Source organism: Endozoicomonas sp. ALE010, assembly GCF_049310165.1.
In the GTDB taxonomy this organism is placed as follows: Bacteria; Pseudomonadota; Gammaproteobacteria; order Pseudomonadales; family Endozoicomonadaceae; genus Endozoicomonas.
Map to the genome: position 1 here is coordinate 13,011 of NZ_JBLYNV010000050.1, position 19,453 is coordinate 32,463.

At 51.0% G+C, this 19,453-nt stretch carries 6 protein-coding genes; all 6 read left to right on the forward strand.

Going from position 1 to position 19,453, the window contains the following annotated elements:
- Positions 1–62 precede the first annotated feature (62 nt).
- The 6 genes from ACO6UY_RS18040 to ACO6UY_RS18065 all read left to right on the forward strand — a co-directional run bounded on the left by ACO6UY_RS18040 (position 63) and on the right by ACO6UY_RS18065 (position 19,420).
- Complete coding sequence (locus ACO6UY_RS18040; protein ID WP_422490806.1) at positions 63–3,470, forward strand: DUF1601 domain-containing protein; 3,408 nt, start codon at positions 63–65, stop codon at positions 3,468–3,470.
- Between the two features lie 105 nt (positions 3,471–3,575).
- Positions 3,576–7,205, forward strand: coding sequence for a DUF1601 domain-containing protein (locus tag ACO6UY_RS18045; RefSeq protein WP_422490808.1), 3,630 nt, complete (start codon positions 3,576–3,578; stop codon positions 7,203–7,205).
- Between the two features lie 59 nt (positions 7,206–7,264).
- Entirely contained in the window at positions 7,265–10,786 is a 3,522-nt protein-coding gene (locus tag ACO6UY_RS18050; protein ID WP_422490809.1) for a DUF1601 domain-containing protein, read from the forward strand.
- Between the two features lie 59 nt (positions 10,787–10,845).
- A complete protein-coding gene (locus tag ACO6UY_RS18055; RefSeq protein ID WP_422490810.1) occupies positions 10,846–14,433 on the forward strand; it encodes a DUF1601 domain-containing protein in 3,588 nt (1,195 codons plus the stop codon).
- Between the two features lie 77 nt (positions 14,434–14,510).
- On the forward strand, positions 14,511–17,810 hold the full coding sequence (locus ACO6UY_RS18060; RefSeq protein WP_422450738.1) for a DUF1601 domain-containing protein: 3,300 nt from the start codon (positions 14,511–14,513) through the stop codon (positions 17,808–17,810).
- A gap of 140 nt (positions 17,811–17,950) precedes the next feature.
- Positions 17,951–19,420 carry an RAP domain-containing protein gene (locus tag ACO6UY_RS18065; RefSeq protein ID WP_422490811.1) on the forward strand — a complete coding sequence of 490 codons (1,470 nt, stop codon included), beginning with the start codon at positions 17,951–17,953 and terminating at the stop codon, positions 19,418–19,420.
- Positions 19,421–19,453 lie beyond the last annotated feature (33 nt).

The following is a 19,453-nucleotide window of genomic DNA, read 5'->3' on the forward strand; positions in this document are numbered from 1 at the left end:
TGAACTTCTGAACAGAACAGCAGTCTGCTTTTTATATTCTCATGAATTAATGAAATATAGTTATGGATAGAAACTCTGCTGGTATCGGTGGTCAATACACAAGATCAGATAATTATTATAACCGACCGGGTGGCCATGCCGCTTCTTCACGGCGTGGACGATATATATATGCCACAGTCAAACAATGGGATAACCCCTCCCGCACTGCCCCGGTGCGTCATGAATTTTACCATTCTTCTTTCACACGCTCTTCTCAACATCTACAGTACCGTTCAGTAAACCCAGCTCAAGATTTTAATGCTCTCACCAGACAGGAAATAATGGATGACCTGGTGAGTAAATCTTATCGTTTCGGTGATCGCTACGATGGGAGACATCACGGTCAATATGCCAATTCAATTAAAAAATACACGTCAGCGTCTAAAAGACCATTAAATCGAGCAGAACAAAGCCAGCTGATACGTTCACTGCAAAATTTTTCCGTAACACGGAGCTGGAATTGGCGAAGCCTGACGACAACACTTCATTCATTGACTTCAGCGGGTGTATTTACCCCTCATAACCCCATGGAGGAGCGTGTTAAGCATACTCAAGCTGCGTTACTGTCAACGCTACTTGATGCAATAATATTCAAGTGCAACCAAAAACCTCAATCCAGGGATATTGATGCCCAGGGTGTCGCCAACCTGCTGTGGGCCATGGCAAAACTGGTAGACAGCGGGCAGGAGCGAACACCAGGGTTCAACGAGGCTGTGGCCGCACTGTTGCCCCTCGTGAACGAACAGAAAGACCAATTTAATGCCCAGGGTGTCGCCAACCTTCTATGGGCCATGGCGAAACTGGTGGACAAGGGCCAGGAGCGGACACCGGGGCTCAATGAGGCCCTGGCCAGGCTATTGCCCGACGTGAACGCACAGAAAGATAACTTTAAACCACAGGAAATTGCCAACCTGCTGTGGGCCATGGCGAAACTGGTGGACAACGGGCACGAACAGACACCAGGGCTCAACGGGGCCGTAGCTGTGCTGTTGCCCCTCGTGAACGCACAGAAAGCTCACTTTAAACCACAGGAAATTGCCAACCTGCTGTGGGCCATGGCGAAACTGGTGGACAACGGGCACGAGCAGACACCAGGGCTCAACGGGGCCGTAGCCGTGCTGTTGCCCCTCGTGAACGCACAGAAAGCTCACTTTAAACCACAGGAAATCACCAACCTGCTGTGGGCCATGGCGAAACTGGTGAACAACGGGCAGGAGCAGACACCAGAGTTCAACGAGGCCGTGGCCGCACTGTTGCTCCTCGTGAACGCACAGAAAACCAACTTTAAACCACAGGAAATTGCCAACCTGCTGTGGGCCATGGCGAAACTGGTGGATAACAGGCATGAGTTGACACCAGGGCTCAAAGAGGCTGTGGCCGCATTGTTGCCCCACGTGAACCCCAAAAAAAACCAATTTATTCCTCAGCATATCGCCAACCTGCTGTGGGCCATGGCAAAACTGGTGGACAACGGACAGGAACAGACACCAGAACTCAACGAGGCCGTGGCTACGCTGTTACCCCACGTAAATGAACAGAAAGCTAACTTTAAACCACAGGGTATTGTCAACCTGCTGTGGGCCATGGCGAAACTGGTGGGCAGTGGGCTAGAGCGGGCACCAGAGCTCAAAGAGGCCGTGGCTGCGCTGTTGCCCCATGTGAACGCACAGAAGGACCAATTTGATGCCCAGGGTATCGCCAACCTGCTGTGGGCCATGGCGAAACTGGTGGACAACGGGCACGAGCAGACTCCAGAACTCAACGAGACCGTGGCCGCGCTGTTGTCCCAAGTGAACGCACAGAAAGCTCACTTTGAATCACAGGGTATCGCCAATCTGCTGTGGGCCATGGCGAAACTGGTGAACAACGGGCAGGAGTGGATACCGGGTCTCAAAGAGGCCGTGGCCGCGTTGTTGCACCACGTGAACGCACAGAAAGCTCATTTTACACCACAGGGTATCGCCAACCTGCTGTGGGCCATAGCGAAACTGTTGGACAACGGGCAGAAGTGGTCACCAGGGCTCAATGATGCCGTGGCCGCGCTGTTGCCCCACGTGAACGCAAACAAAGACCAATTTATTCCTCAGCATATCGCCAACCTGCTGTGGGCCATGGCGAAACTGGTGGACAACGAGCAAAAGCGAACACCAGAGTTCAACGAGGCGTTGGCTGCGCTGTTGCCCCACGTGAGCGCACAGAAAGCAAACTTTAAACCACAGGGTATCGCCAACCTGCTGTGGGCCATAGCGAAACTTGTAGACAACGGGCAAGAGCTAACAACAGAGCCCAAAAAGGCCGTGGCCGCCCTGTTGCCCCACGTAAACACACATAAAGACCAATTTAATGCCCTGGGAATCGCTAACCTTCTGTGGGCCATGGCGAAACTGCTGGACAACGGGGAGGATAGGACACCACAGCTTAAAGAGGCCGTGGCTGCGCTTTTGCCACACGTGAACGCACAGAAAGGTAACTTTAAACCACAGGGTATCGCCAACCTGCTGTGGGCAATGGCGAAACTGATGGATAGCGGGCAGGATCGAACAACAGGGCTTCACGAGGCCGTGACTGCTCTGTTGCCTCACGTGAACGCAAAGAAAGACCAATTTAAAGCCCAGGGAATCGCCAACCTGCTGTGGGCCATGGCGAAACTGGGTGAACTCCTTGAGCTGAACGTGGTTATCTCTACGTTCGAATCGCTTGTCGACCGCATCAGTGAAAATCCTCAGCTCTCTCAGCAAACGATATTGATGTCCCTTTGGGGAGTAATGGTATGCTGTGCCAGGTTGTCACCAGACGCCAATAACAATCACTGGCTTGAAAAGCACATGGATGACTTGTTTACTCGCGTGAAAAATACATCTCCGGATAACTTAGAGGATCAATCCGTTATTGCCATGGCAGCAAGTTGGCTAGGTAGGGCCTGTCCTGTCGTCCCCCATTACCGGACAACTATTTCAAAACCTCAAGCCGACTTCCGCAATCAACTCCAATCATGCATTCCCTCTTTGCAGATTGAAGAAGAAAAGAGTCTGAACTCATTACCTCCGGTTGACCTGCTACTGCCAGATCACAACATGGTGATTGAAGTTCAGGGTCCCTCTCATTATGTGGGTGGTGATTTTAAAACCAGGAATGGTTCAACCCTGCTGAAAATCGCACTGCTGCAAAAAGCAGGATTTGAGGTCATTGAAATCCCGGCTAACCAGCTTTTGAACAACGATTTAATGAAACCATATATTGATCAAATAAAGATCAGGACAGGCATCCCGCCACAGGGGCATGGCTCTGTATCACTTAAAAGAAGGTGGGCAGATGCGGCATGCGTTACTGCTGATGACAGGCAACCCTCAGATCACGGTGACTTAACCGCCGAAGAACATTCAGGAGAACAAACCAACCCGACAAAGAGGAAGAAAACAAACAGCCCGTAATCGTCTTCCTCCCATCATGACTCAAGTAAACTTTTCAGCAAAATGAACTTTTGAACAGAACCGCTGTCAGCTTTTTAAATTTTCATGAATTAATGAAATATAGTTATGGACAGAAGCTCTGCTGGTATCAGTGGTCAATACGCAAGATCAGGTAATGGTTGCAACCAACCAGGTAACCATGCGGCGTCTTCAAAGCGTGGGCAACATAGGCATGCCACCGTCAGACAATCGAATAAATCCCCCCCCACTGCCCCGGGGCCTAATGTTGACCATTCTTCTGGCACACCCCCTTCTCAATCTCTACAGCGCCGTAAAGTAAACCCTGCTCAAGGTTTTAATGCCCTCATCACACAGGAAATAATGGATGATCTGGTGAGAGCATCGGATCGTTTCGGTCATCGCTATAATGGGAAAAATCACGGTCAATTTGCCAGTTCGATTAAACAATACACGTCAACGTCTAAAAGACCGTTAAATCGAGCGGAACAAAGCCAGCTGATGCATTTGCTGCAAAATTTCACCGCAACGCGGAGCTGGAATTGGTTAAGCCTGACGACAACACTTCACTCATTTACTTCAGCGGGTGTTTTCACCCCTCATAAACCAATGGATGAGCGTGTTAAGCATACTCAAGCTCGCTTATTGTCAGCACTACTTGATGCAATCATATTCAAGTGCAACCAAAAAACTGATACCAGCTATATTGGTGCCCAGGGTGTCGCCAACCTGCTATGGGCCCTGGCAAAACTGGTAGACAGCGGGCAGGAGCGAAAATCAGCGCTCAAAGAGGCTGTGGCCGCACTGTTGCCACACATAAACGCACAGCAAGACCCATTTATTCCTCAGCATATTGCCAACCTGCTGTGGGCCATGGCGAAACTGGTGGACAATGGGCAGAAGCGAACACCAGTGCTCAATGAGGCCGTGGCCGGGCTTTTGCCCCTCGTGAACGCACCGAAAGCTGACTTTAAACGACAGGAAATCGCTAACCTGCTGTGGGCCATGGCGAAACTGGTGGATAACGGGCAGAAGACACCAGAACTCAAAAAGGCTATGGCTGCGCTGTTGCCCCGCGTGAAGGCAAATAAAGATCAATTTAATGCCCAGGATATCGCCAACCAGCTGTGGGCCATCGCGAAACTATTGGTCAACGGGCACAAATGGACACCCGAACTCAACGATGCCGTGACCGCATTGTTGCCTTGCGTGAACAAATTTTTGCCTTGCGTGAACAAATTGTTGCCTTGCGTGGACAAACAGAAAGCCCAATTTACTCCTCAACATCTCGTCAACCTGCTGTGCGCCATGGCAAAACTGGTAGACAACGGGCAGAAGCAGACACCGGGGCTCAAAGAGGCCGTGGCCGCGCTGTTGCCAAAAGTGAAAGAACAGAACGCAAATTTTGTACCACAGGGTATCGCCAACCTGCTGTGGGCCATGGCGAAACTGGGGGAGAACGGCCAGGAACAGACACCAGAACTCAAAGAGGCCGTGGCCGCGCTGTTGCCAAAAGTGAAAGAACAGAAAGCAAATTTTAAACCACAGGGTATCGCCAACCTGCTGTGGGCCATGGCGAAACTGGTGGAGAACGGCCAGGAACAGACACCAGAACTCAAAGAGGCCGTGGCCGCGCTGTTGCCCTTTGTGAAGGCACCAGAAAAAACATTTAATGCCCAGGAAATCACCAACCTGCTGTGGGCCATGGCGAAACTGATGGACAACGGGCAGGAGCGGACACCAGAGTTCAACAAGGCCCTGGGGGCGCTGTTGCCCCACGTGAACACACAGAAAGACCAATTTATTTCTCAGCATATCGCCAACCTGCTGTGGGCCATGGCGAAACTGGTGGCTAACGGGCAGGAGCGAACACCAGAGTTTAACCAGGCCATGGCCGCGCTGTTGCCATGCATCAACACGGAGAACGCTAACTTTAACCCACAGGAAATCACTAACGTGCTGTGGGCCATGGCGAAGTTGGCAGACAACGGGCTGGAGCAGACACCAGGGCTCGAAGGAGCTCTGGCCGCGTTGTTGCCCCGTGTGAACGCTCAGAAGGAGCAATTTATTCCTCAAAATATCGCCAACCTGCTGTGGGCCCTGGCAAAACTGATGGACAAAGGGGAGTCGACACCTGAGCCCAACGCGGTCATTGCCGGGCTGCTGCACCAGGTGAACGCACAGAAAGCCAATTTTAAACCACAGGGTATCGCCAACCTGCTGTGTACCATGGCGAAACTGGTGGACAACGGGCAGGAGCGATCACCAGAGTTTAAGGAGGCCATGGCCGCGCTGTTGCCATGCATCAACACGGAGAAAGCTAACTTTAAACCACAGGAAATCGCTAACGTGCTGTGGGCCATGGCGAAACTGGCGGACAACGGGCTGGAGCAGACACCAGGTCTCAAAGAAGCTGTGGCCGCGTTGTTGCCCCATGTGAACGCTCAGAAGGGGCAATTTATTCCTCAGCATATCGCCAACCTGCTGTGGGCCATGGCGAAGCTGGTGGACAAAGGGCTGGAGCAAACTCCAGAGCTCAAAGAAGCTGTGGCCGCACTGTTGCTCGACGTGAATGCACAGAAAGACCAATTTAATGCCCAGGGTACCGCCAACCTGCTGTGGGCCATGGCGAAACTGGTGGACAACGGGCATGAACAGACGCCGGAGCTCAAAAAGGCCGTGGCTACACTGTTACCCCACGTGAAAACACAGATAGACCAATTTATTCCTCAGCATATCGCCAACGTGCTGTGGGCCATTGCGAAACTGGTGGACAACGGGCTGGAGCAGACACCAGGGCTCAAAGAAGCTGTGGCCGCGTTGCTATCCGATGTTAACGATAAGAAGAAGCAATTTATTTCTCAGCATATCGCCAACCTGTTGTGGGCCATGGCGATGCTGGGTGAACTCGTTGAGCTGAACCTGGCTACCTCTACGTTCGAATCGCTTGTCTATCGAATCAGTACAAACCTTCAGTTTTCTAATAAGGAAGAGATATCGATGTCTCTCTGGGGAGTCATGGTATGCTGTGCCAGGTTGGCTCTAGACACCAATGCCAATAAAAATAACGTGCTTGAAAAGCACATGCATGAACTTTTGACTCACCTGGAAAATACATCGCCAGATAAAGAAGAGGATCAATCCATCAGGATCATGGCTGCAAGTTGGTTTGGCAGAGACTGTCCGGTCGTTCACCATTACCAGACAAACAGTTCAAAAACCCAGGCCGACTTCCGCGATCAACTCCAATCATCTATCCCATCTCTGAAAATTGAAGAAGAAAAGAGTCTGAACTCACTGCCTCCGGTTGACCTGCTCCTGCCAGATCACAAAATGGTGATTGAAGTTCAGGGACCGTCTCATTACGTGGGTGGTGATATCAAAACCAGGAATGGTTCGACTCTGCTGAAAATCGCACTGTTGCAAAAAGCAGGATTTGAGGTCATTGAAATTCCGGTTAACAGCCTTGACAATCAGGATTTAATGAAACCATACATTGATCAAATAAAAACCAGGACAGGGATCCCGCCACAGGGGGATGGCTCTGTATCAATTAAAAGAAGGTGGGCAGATGAGGCATGCATTACTGCTGATGACAGGCAACCCTCAGATCACGGTTACTTAACCGCCGAAGAACAGTCAAAAGAACAAACCGGCAAACCAGCCAAGAGGAAGAAAAAAAAGCGAGGAACCCCCTCCTCTCGACCCAGGAACCGTTTTCACATTCCAGCAAAATGAACTTCTGAACAAAACCACAGTCTGCTTTTTATATTTCCATGAATTAATGAAATATAATTATGGACAGAAGCTCTGTCGGCATCAGTGGTCAATACGCAAGATCAGATAATGGTTACAGCCAACCGGGTGACCATACCGCTTCTTCAAGGCGTGGGCGATATAGACATACCACCGTCAGACAATGGAATAATCCCCCCCGCACTGCCCCGGGGCGTAATGAATTTGACCATTCTTCTTTCACACGCTCTTCACAGCATCTACAGTACCGTTCAGTAAACCCTGCTCAAGATTTCAATACCCTCACCAGGCAGGCAATAATGGATGGCCTGCTGAGTAAATCGAATCGTTTCGGTGATCGCTATGATGGGAGAGATCACGGACAATATGCCAGTTCAATTAAAAATTACACGTTAGTTTCTAAAAGACCTTTAAATCGAGCTGAACAAAGCCAGCTGATGCGTTTTCTGCAAAATTTCACAGTAACACGGAGCTGGAATTGGCGAAGCCTGACGACAACACTACATTCATTTACTTCAGCGGGTGTTTTTACCCCTGATAACACCATGGATCAGCGTGTTAAGCGGACACAAGCTGCCTTATTGTCAACGCTGCTGGCTGCAATAATATTCAAGTGCAACCGCAAAGCTGCAGCATGGGATATTGATGCCCGGGGAATCGCCAACCTGCTGTGGGCCATAGCGAAACTGGTGGACAACGGCCAGAAGCACACACCAGAGTTCCGGGAGGCCGTGGCCGCGCTGTTGCCACACGTGGATGCACAGAAAGACCAATTTATACCTCAGCATACCGCCAACCTGCTGTGGGCCTTAGCGAAACTGGTGGAGAACGGCCAGGAGCAGACACCAGAACTCAAAGAGGCCATGGCTGCCCTGTTACCCTGCGTGAACGCACAGAAAGCTGACTTTAAACCACAGGAAATCACTAACCTGCTGTGGGCCATGGCGAAACTGGTGGACAACGGGCAGAAGCAGACACCGGAACTCAAAAAGGCTGTGACTGCGCTGTTGCCCCGCGTAAAGGCAAAGAAAGATCAATTTAATGCCCAGGATATCGCCAACCAGCTGTGGGCCATTGCGAAACTGTTGGTCAACGGGCACGAATGGACACCCGAACTCAACGATGCCGTGACCGCATTGTTGCCCCGCGTGAACAAACAGAAAGCCCAATGTACTCCTCAACATCTCGTCAACCTGCTGTGGGCCATGGCGAGACTGGTGATCAACGGGCAGGAACAGAAACCTGAGCTAAACGAAGCCGTAGCCACACTGTTGCCCCATATAAACGCACAGAAAGACCAATTTAATGCCCAGCATATCGCCAACCTGATTTGGGCCATGGCAAAACTGGTGAGCAATGGGCAGGAGCAGACACCAGAACTCAAAGAGGCCGTAGCCGCGCTATTGCACAAAGTGAAAGAACAGAAAGCAAATTTTAAACCACAGGGTATCGCCAACCTGCTGTGGGCTGTGGCGAAACTGGTGGACAACGGCCAGGATCAGACACCGGGGCTCAACAAGGACGTGGCCGCGCTGTTGCCCTGTGTGAAGGCACAAAAAGAACAATTTAATGCCCAGGGTGTCGCCAACCTGCTGTGGGCCATGGTGAAACTGATGGACAACGGTCAGGAGCGGACACCCGATTTCAATGCGGCTGTGACCGCGCTTTTGTCCCAGGTGGACATAAAGAAAGCTAACTTTAAACGTCAGGAAATCGCCAACCTGATTTGGAGCATGGCAAAACTGGTGGACAACGGGCACAAGTGGACACCCGAGTTCAACGAGGCCGTGACCGCGCTGTTGCCCCATGTGAGCGCACAGAAATACCGATTTATTCCCCAGCATATTGCCAACCAGCTGTGGGCCATGGCGAAACTGGTGGACAACGGGCTGAAGCGGACACCACAGCTCAAAGAGGCCGTGGCCGCGCTACTGGCACACGTGAACGCAGATAAAGCCAACTTTAAACCACAAGAAATCGCCAACGTGCTGTGGGCCATGGCGAAACTGGCGGACAACGGGCTGGAGCAGACACCTGGGCTGAAAGAAGCTGCGGCCGCGTTGTTACCCCATGTGAACACTCATAAAGAGCAATTCATTCCTCAGCATATCGCCAACCTGCTGTGGGCCATGGCAAAACTGATGGACAAAGGGGAGTCGACACCAGAGCCCAACGCGGTCATGGCCGGGCTGCTGCACCAGGTGAACGCACAGAAAGCCAATTTTAAACCTCAGGGCATCGCCAACCTGCTGTGGGCCATGGCGAAACTGGTGGACAACATGAAGGACCGGATACCAGAGCTCAACGAAGCTCTGGTTGCACTGTTGCCCCACGTGAACGAGCAGAAAGTTAACTTTAAACCACAGGAAATCGCCAACGTGCTGTGGGCCATGGCCAAACTGGTAGACAATGGGTATGAGCCGACAACAGAGTTCATCAAGGCTATAACCGCGCTGTTGCCCTGTGTGAACGCACAGAAAGGCCAATTGATTCCTCAGCATATTGTCAACCTGCTGTGGGCCATGGCGAAACTGCTGGACAACGGGCTGAAGTGGATACCGGGGCTCAAAGAGGCCGTGGCCGCGCTGCTGCCCCACGTTAGCCCACAGAAAGCTAACTTTGAACCACAGGGTACCGCCAACCTGTTGTGGGCAATGGCGAAACTGGTGGACAACGGGCAGGAACAGACGCCGGAGCTCAACGAGGCCGTGGCGGCACTGTTGCCCCACGTGAACACACAGAAAGACCAATTTATTCCTCAGCATATCGCCAACCTGCTGTGGGCCATGGCGAAACTGATGGACAAAGGACAGGAGCAGACGCCAGAGTTCAATGATACCGTGGGCGCGCTGTTACCCCTCGTGAACGCACTGAAAGATCAATTTACTTCTCAGCATATCGCCAACCTGTTGTGGGCCATGGCGAAGCTGGGTGAACTCGTTGAGCTGAACGTGGTGATATCGACGTTCAAATCCCTCGTCTACCGAATCAGTGGCAACCCCCAGGTCTCCAGGCAAGCGATATTGATGTCTCTCTGGGGAGTAATGGTATGCTGTGCCAGGCTGTCCCTGGTCTCCAATGGCAATAAAAATAATGAGTTTGAAAAGCCTATGGATGAACTGTTTACCCGGCTGAAAACAGACTTCCCGGACAATGAAGAAGATCAATCCATCATTGCCATGGCCGCAAGTTGGCTTGGGGTACCTTGTCCGTTCTTCCCCCGTTACCAGACCGTCATTTCAAAACCTCAAACCTTCTTCCGTGAGCAACTCCAATTATGCCTTCCCACTTTGCAGATTGAAGAAGAAAAGAGTCTGAACTTTTTACCTCCGGTTGACCTGCTGCTGCCAGATCACAACATTGTGATTGAGGTTCAGGGCCCCTTTCATTACGTGGATGGTGATTGCAAAGCCAGGAATGGGTCGACTCTGCTGAAAATCGCACTGTTGCAAAAAGCAGGATTTGAGGTCATTGAAATCCCGGTTAACCAGCTTGGTAACCAGGATTCAATGACATTATGTATTGATCAAATAAAAACCAGGGTAAACCTCTCAGCAAAATGAACTTCTGAACCGCACAGCAGTCTTCTTTTTATATTTTCATGAATTAATGAAATATAATTATGAATAGAAGCTCTGCCGGAATCAGCGGTCAATGCGCACGATCAGGTAATGCTTACAACCAACCGAATGACCATGCCGCTTCTTCAAGGCGTGGGCGATACAGGCATGCCACAGTCAGACAATGGGATCCTCCTTCCCGCACAGCCACGGGGCGTAATGAATTTTACCATTCTTCTGCCCCACGCCCTGCTCAATATCTACTGCGCCGTTCAGTAAATCATGCTCAAGATTTTAATGCGCTCACCCAACAGGAAATAATGGATGGCCTGGTGAGTAAATCGTATCGTTTCGGTCATCGCTATGATGGGAGAGATCACGGCCTATATGCCAGTTCAATTAAAAAATACACGTCAGCGTCTAAAAGACCATTAAATCGAGCTGAACAAAGCCAGCTGATGCGTTTGCTGCAAAATTTCACTGCAACGCGGAGCTGGAATTGGCTAAGCCTGACGACAACACTGCACTCATTTACTTCAGCAGGTGTTTTTACCCCCCATAAACCTATGGATCAGCGTGTTAAGCGTACACAAGCTGGCCTGTTGTCGACACTGCTGGATGCAATAATTTTCAAATGCAACCGAAAAGCTAAAGCATGGGATATTGATGCCCGGGGAATCGCCAACCTGCTGTGGGCCATGGCGAAACTGGTGGACAACGGCCAGCTGCGCACACCAGAGTTCAAAGAGGCCGTGGCCGCGCTGTTGCCTCACATGAATGAGCAGAAAGACCAATTTATTCCTCAGCATATCGCCAACCTGCTGTGGGCCATGGCGAAACTGACGGACAACGGCCAGGTGCAGACACCAGAACTCAATGAGGCCATGGCTGCCCTGTTGACCCGCGTGAACGCACAGCAAGCTGATTTTAAACCACGGGAAATCGCCAACCTGCTATGGGCCATGGCGAAACTGTTGGACAACGGGCAGGAGCAGACACCAGAGTTCAACGAGGCCGTAGCCGCGCTGTTGCTCCACGTGAACGCACAGAAAGACCAATTGAATGCCCAGGATATCACCAATCTGTTGTGGGCCATGGCGAAACTGGTGGACAACGGGCAAAAGCAGACAACAAAGCTGAAAGAGACTGTGGCTGCACTGTTGCCCTACGTGACAACACAGAAAGCTCACTTTATACCACAGGAAATCACCAGCCTCCTGTGGGCTATGGCGAAACTGGTGGACAACGGGCAGGAGCAGACACCAGCGCTCAACGAGGCCGTGGCCGCCCTGTTGCCCTGCGTGAAAACACAGAAAGCTGACTTTAAATCACGGGAAATCGCCAACCTGCTTTGGGCTATGGCAAAACTGATGGACAACGGGCAGGAGCAAACTCCGGGGCTCAACGAGGCCGTGGCCGGGTTGTTGCCCTGCGTAAACACAGAGAAAGACCAATTTATTTCTCAGCATATCGCCAACCTGCTGTGGGCCATGGCGAAACTGGTGGACAACGGGCAGGAGCAGACACCAGCGCTCAAAGAGGCCGTGGCCGCGCTGTTGCCTCGCGTGAACGTACAGGAAGGCCAATGCATTCCTCAGGCTATCCCCAATCTGCTCTGGGCTATGGCGAAACTGGTGGACAACGGGCAGGAGTGGATACCGGGGCTCAAAGAGTCCGTGGCCGCGCTGATGCCGCAAGTGAGCGCTCAGAAAGCTAACTTTGAACCACAGGGAATCACCAAACTGCTGTGGGCCATGGCGAAACTGGTGGACAACGGCCAGGAGCAGACACCAGAACTCAACGAGGCTGTGGCCGCCCTGTTGCCTCACGTGAACGCACAGAAAGGCCAATTTCATGCCCAGGGTATCACCAACCTGCTGTGGGCCATGGCAAAACTGGTGGACAATGGGCAGAAACAGACGCCAGGACTCAACGAGGCCGTGGATGCGCTGTTGCCCCACGTGAACGCACAGAAAGACCAATTTACGCCTCAGCATATCGCCAACGTGCTGTGGGCCATGGCAAAACTGGTGGACAACGGGCAGAAACAGACACCAGGACTCTACGAGGCCGTGTACGCGCTGTTGCCCCATGTGAAGGCACAGAAAGCGAACTTTAAACCACAGGGTATCACCAACCTGCTGTGGGCCATGGCAAAACTGGTGGACAACGGGCAGGAGCGAACACCAGAGTTCAACGAGGCCATGGCCGCGCTGTTGCCCCACGTGAACGCACATAAAGAACAGTTTCATGCCCGGGCTATCGCCAACCTGCTGTGGGCCATGGCAAAACTGATGGACAGTGGGCAGGAGCGGACTCCAGAGTTCAACGAGGCCGTGGCCGCGCTGTTGCTAAACGTGAAGTCACAGAAAGCTGACTTTCAAACACAGGAAATCGCCAACCTGTTGTGGGCCTTGGCGAAACTGGTGGATAACGGAATGGAGCGAACAACAGGGCTTAACGAGGCCGTGGCTCTGCTGTTACCACGTGTAAACGAAAAGAAAGCCAACTTTACACCACAGGGTATCGCCAACCTGCTGTGGGCCATGGCGAAACTGGTGGACAACGGGCAGGAGCGGACACCTGAGCTCAACAAGGCCATGGCCTCGTTGTTGCCCCACGTGAGCGCACAGAAAGCCAACTTTACACAACAGGGTATTGCCAATCTGCTGTGGGCCATGGCGAAACTGCTGGACAACGGCCAGGAGCGGACTCCAGAGTTCAACGAGACCGTCGTCGTGCTGTTGCCCCACGTGAATGCCAAAAAAGACCAATTTATTGCTCAGAATATTGTTAACCTGCTGTGGGCTATGACAAAACTGGTGGACAACGGACAAGAGCGAACACCAGGGCTCAACGAGGCCGTAGTAACGCTGTTGCCCCAGGTGGACGTACAAAAAGACCAATTTAATGCCTGGGGGATCGCCAACCTGCTGTGGGCCATGGCGAAACTGGGTGAACTCGTTGAGCTGAGCGTGGTTAGCTCCACGTTTGAATCGCTTGTCTACAGAATCAGTGACAACCCTCAGCTCTCTCAGAAAGACATAAAGATGTCTCTCTGGGGAGTCCTGGTATTGTGTGCCAGGTTGTTTCTAGACTCTAATACCAATAAAAATAACGTGTTTGAGAAGCACATGGATGACCTGTTTACTCGCCTGGAAAATACCTATCCAGACAATGAAGAGGATCAATCCGTTATTGCCATGGCCGCAAGCTGGCTTGGCAGGGCGTGTCCGTTCGTCCCCCATTACCAGACAAACATGTCAAAATCTCAGGCCGACTTTCGCGCTCAACTCCAATCATGCATTCCCTCTTTGCAGATTGAAGAAGAACAGAGTCTGAGCTCATTACCCCCGGTTGACCTACTACTGCCAGCCCACAACATGGTGATTGAAGTTCAGGGACCGTCTCATTACGTGAATGGTGATTTCAACACCAGGAATGGTTCGACTCTGCTGAAAATCGCACTGCTGCAGAAATCAGGATTTGAGGTCATTGAAATCCCGGTTAACCAGCTCAGGAGCCAGGATTCAATGAAACGATGCATTGATCAAATAAAGACCCGGGTAGACATCCCGCCACAGGGTCATGGCTCTGTATCACTTAAAAGCGGGTCGGCAGATGAGAAATACGGCACTGCTTATATATAAACATTTCAGCAAAATGAACTTCCGAACAAAACAGCAGTCTACTTTTTTATATTTTCATGAATTAATGAAATATAATTATGGATAGAAGCTCTGCAGGTATCAGTGGTAAATACGAAAGATCACATAATAATTATAACCGACCGAATGACCAGGGCGCTTCTTCAAGGCGTGGCCGATATAGACATGCCACAGTCAGACAGTGGGATGATACCCCACGCACTAACCCGGGGCGTAATAAATTTTACCGTTCTTCTGACGCATGCCCTTCTCAACATCTACAGTGCCGTTCAGTAAACCCTGCTCAAGATTTTAATGCGCTCATCAAACAGGAAATAATCGATGATCTGGTGAATAAGTCGCATCGTTTCGGTCATCGCTATGATGGGAGAGCTCACGGCCTATATGCCAGTTTAATTAAAAAATACACGTCAGCGTCTAAAAGACCTTTAAATCGAGCGGAACAAAGCCAGCTGATGCGTTTGCTGCAAAATTTCACAGCAACGCGGACCTGGAATTGCCGAAGCCTGACGACAACACTTCATTCATTTACTTCAGCGGGTGTTTTTATCCCCCATAACCCCATAGATGAGCGTGTTAAGCGTACTCAAGCTGCCTTATTGTCAACGCTACTTGATGCAATAATATTTAACTGCAACCAAAAACCTGAAGCCAGGGATATTGATGCCCGGGGAATTGCCAACCAGCTGTGGGCCATGGCGAAACTGGTGGACAACGGGCAGGAGCTGATACCAGAGCTCAAAGAGGCCGTAGCCGCGCTGCTGCCCCACGTGAACGTACAGAAAGCTAACTTTATACCACAGGGCATCGCCAATCTGTTGTGGGCCATGGCGAAACTGGTGGACAACGGGCAGCAGCTGACAACAGAGTTCAACGAGGCGGTAGCCGCGCTGTTGCCCCATGTGAACGCACAGAAAGCTAATTTTAAACCACAGGAAATTGCCAACCTGCTGTGGGCCATGGCAAAACTGGTGGGCAACGGGCAGGAGCGGACACCAGCACTCAACGAAGCCGTGGCCGCGCTGTTGCCCCACGTGAAGGTACAGAAAGACCAATTTATTCCTCAGCATATCGCCAACCTGCTGTGGGCCATGGCGAAACTGGTGGACAACGGGCAGAAGCGGACACCAGGGCTCAAACAGGCCGTGGCCGCGCTGTTGTCCCATGTGAATATACAGAAAAAACAATTTATTCCTCAGCATATCGCCAACCTGCTGTGGGCCATGGCGAAACTGGTGGACAACGGGCAGGAGCAGACACCAGAGCTCAACGAGGCCGTGGCAGCGCTGTTGCCCCTCGTGAACGCACAGAAAAAACAATTTATTCCTCAGCATATCGCCAACCTGCTATGGGCCATGGCGAAACTGGTGGACAACGGGCAGGAGCGGACACCAGGGCTCAACGAGGCCGTGGCCGCGCTGTTGCCCCACGTGAAAGTACAAAAAGACCAATTTATTCCTCAGCATCTTGCCAACCTGATGTGGGCCATGGCGAAACTGGTGGACAACGGGCTGGAGCGAACACCAGGGCTCAACGAAGCTGTGGCCGCGCTGTTACCCCACGTAACCACACCAATAGCGAACTTTAAACCACAGCATATCGCTAACCTGCTGTGGGCCATGGCGAAACTGGTGGACAACGGGAAGGAGCGGACACCAGGGCTCAACGAGGCCGTGGCCGCGCTGTTGCCCCACGTCAAAGTACAAAAAGACCAATTTATTCCTCAGCATATTGCCAACCTGCTGTGGGCCATGGCAAAACTGGTGGACAACGGGCAGAAGCGAAGACCAAGGCTCAAGGAAGCTGTGGCCGCGCTGTTACCCCACGTAAACACACAAATAGCGAACTTTAAACCACAGGAAATCGCCAACCTGCTGTGGGCCATGGCGAAACTGGTGAACAACGGGGAGTGGACACCAGGGCTCAACGAGGCCGTGGCTGCACTGTTGCCCCACGTGATCGCACAGAAAGACCAATTTATTCCTCAGCATATCGCCAATCTGCTGTGGGCCATGGCAAAACTGGTGGACAACGGGCAGGAGCAGACACCAGTGAGCATAGAGGCCGTGGCCGTCCTGCTGCCCCACGTAAACGCACAGAAAGCTAAATTTAAACCACAGGAAATCGCCAACCTGCTGTGGGCCATGGCGAAACTGGTGGACAACGGGCAGGAGCAGACACCAGGGCTCAACGAGGCCGTGGCCGCGCTGTTGCACCACGTGATCGCACAGAAAGACCAATTTAATCCTCAGGGTATCGCCAACCTGCTGTGGGCCATGGCGAAACTGGTAGGAAGCGGGCAGAAGCGAACACCACAGCTCAACGAGGCTGTGGCGGCGCTGCTGCCCAGCGTGAACGTACAGAAAGGCCAATTTAGTGCTCAGGGTATCACCAACCTGCTCTGGGTCATGGCGAAACTGCTGGACAACGGGCAGGAAAAGTCAGCAGAGCTCAAAGAAGCCTTGGCCGTGCTGTTGCCCCACGTGAACTCACAGAAAGACCAATTTAATCCTCAGGGTATCGCCAACCTGCTGTGGGCCATGGCGAAGCTGGGTGAACTCGTTGAGCTGAGCGTGGTTACCTCTACGTTCGAATCGCTTGTCTACCGAATCAGTGACAACGCTCAATTCTCTCAGCAAGCGATATTGATGTCTCTCTGGGCAGTAATGGTATGCTGTGCCAGGTTATCTCTTGTCTCCAACGCCAATAAAAATAACGTGCTTGAAAAGCACATAGATGACCTGTTTACTCGCCTGAAAAATACATCACCAGCCAGTGAAGAGGATCAATCCATCATTGCCATGGCCGCAAGCTGGCTTGGCAGAGCGTGTCCGATCATCCCCCATTACCAGACTAACATGTCAAAAACTCAAACCGACTTTCGCGATCAACTTCAATCATGCATTCCCTCTTTAAAGATTGCCGCAGAAAGGAGTCTGAACTCATTACCTCCGGTTGATCTGCTACTGCCAGATCACAATATTATTATTGAAGTTCAGGGACCCTCTCATTACCTGTGTGGTGATTTCAAAACCAGGAATGGCTCGACTCTGCTGAAAATCGCACTGCTGCAAAAATCAGGATTTGAGGTCATTGAAATCCCGACTAAATCGCTTTCGAACCCGGATTCAATAAAACGATATATTGATCAAATAAAGACCAGAGTGGACATCCCGCCGCAGGGCCATGGCTCTGTATCACATAAAATCGGGTGGGCAGATGAGGCAAACGCTACCGCCGATAAAGGGGGTCAATCCTCAGATCACTGTTACTTAACCGCCGAAGAGCATTCAGAAAAGCAAACAGGCAAACCAAAAAAAGGAAGAGAAAAAAAAGCAATAAGCAGTTGGCCAAAATGATTTGAAAATAACGGATTGGTGGCATAAGAAGTAGATGTGTATCCCCAACGAGCTGGTTTTATAAATATTTCAGTGAAATGAACTTCTGAACATAACAGCAGTCTACTTTTTACATTCTCATGAAATAATGAAATATAATTATGAATAGAAGCTCTGCCGGTATCAGTGGAAAATCCACAAGATCAGATAATGGTTACAACCAACCGAATGACTATGCCGCTTCTTCAAGGTGTGGGCGATATGGACATGCCACAGTCAAACAATGGGATGATCCCCCCCGCATAGCCCAGTGGTGCAGTGAATTTTTAGCCGCTTTATCTTCTCAATTTCTGGTGCGCCGTTCAGTAAACCCTGCTCGAGATTTTAAGGCGCTCATCAACCCAGTAAGAATGGATGACCTGGTGAGTAAAACGAGTCGTTTCGGTCATCGCTATGATGGGAGAGATCACGGTCAATATGCCAGTTCAATTAAAAATTACACGTCAGCGACTAAAAGACCGTTAAATCGAACTGAACAAAGCCGACTGATGCCTTTGCTGCAAAATTTTACAGTCAGACGGAGCTGGAACTGGCGAAGCCTGACGACAACATGTCACTCATTGACTTCAGCGGGCGTTTTTACCCCTCATAAGCCCGTGGATCAGAGTGTCAAGCTCACTCAAGCTGCTTTATTGTCCACGCTATTGGATGCAATAACGTTCAAGTGCAACCAAAAACCTCAAGTCGAGGATATCAATGCCCGGGGAATCGTCAACCTGCTGTGGGCCATGGCAAAACTGGTGGACAACGGGCAGAACCAGACATCAGAGCTCAAACAGGCTGTGGCCGCGCTATTGCCCTTCGTGAACGCACAGAAAGATAATTTTACACCACAGGGTATCGCCACCTTGCTGTTGGCCATGGCGAAACTGGGTCAGCTTATTGAGCTACATGTGGTTACCTCCACGTCCGAATCGCTTGTCTGCCGAATCAGTGACAACCCTCAGCTCTCTCAGAAAGACATATTGATGTCTCTCTGGGGAGTCATGGTATTGTGTGCCAGGTTGTTTCTAGACTCTAATGCCAATAAAAATAACGTCCTTGAAAAGCACATGGTTGATCTGTTTACTCGCCTGGAAAATACATATCCAGACAATGAAGAGGATCAATCCATTATTGCCATGGCCGCAAGCTGGCTTGGCAGAGCGTGTCCGGTCGTCCCCCATTACCAGACAAACGTTTCAAAACTTCAGGCCGACGACTTCCGTGCTCAACTCCAATCATGCATTCCTTCTTTGAAGATTGAAGAAGAAAAGAGTCTGAACTCATTACCCCCGGTTGACCTGCTACTGCCAGAGCACAACATGGTGATTGAAATTCAGGGAACGTCTCATTACGTGAGTGGTGATTTCAACACCAGGAAAGGTTCGACTCTGCTGAAAATCGCACTGCTGCAAAAAGCAGGATTTGAGGTCATTGAAATCCCGATTAACCTGCTCATGAGCGAGGATTCAATGAAATTATGTATTGATCAAATAAAGACCCGGGTAGACACCCCGCCACAGGGTTATGGCTCTGTATTACTGAAAAGCGGGTCGACAGATGAGCAATACGGCACTGCTTATATATAAACATTTCAGCAAAATGAACTTCTGAACGGCACA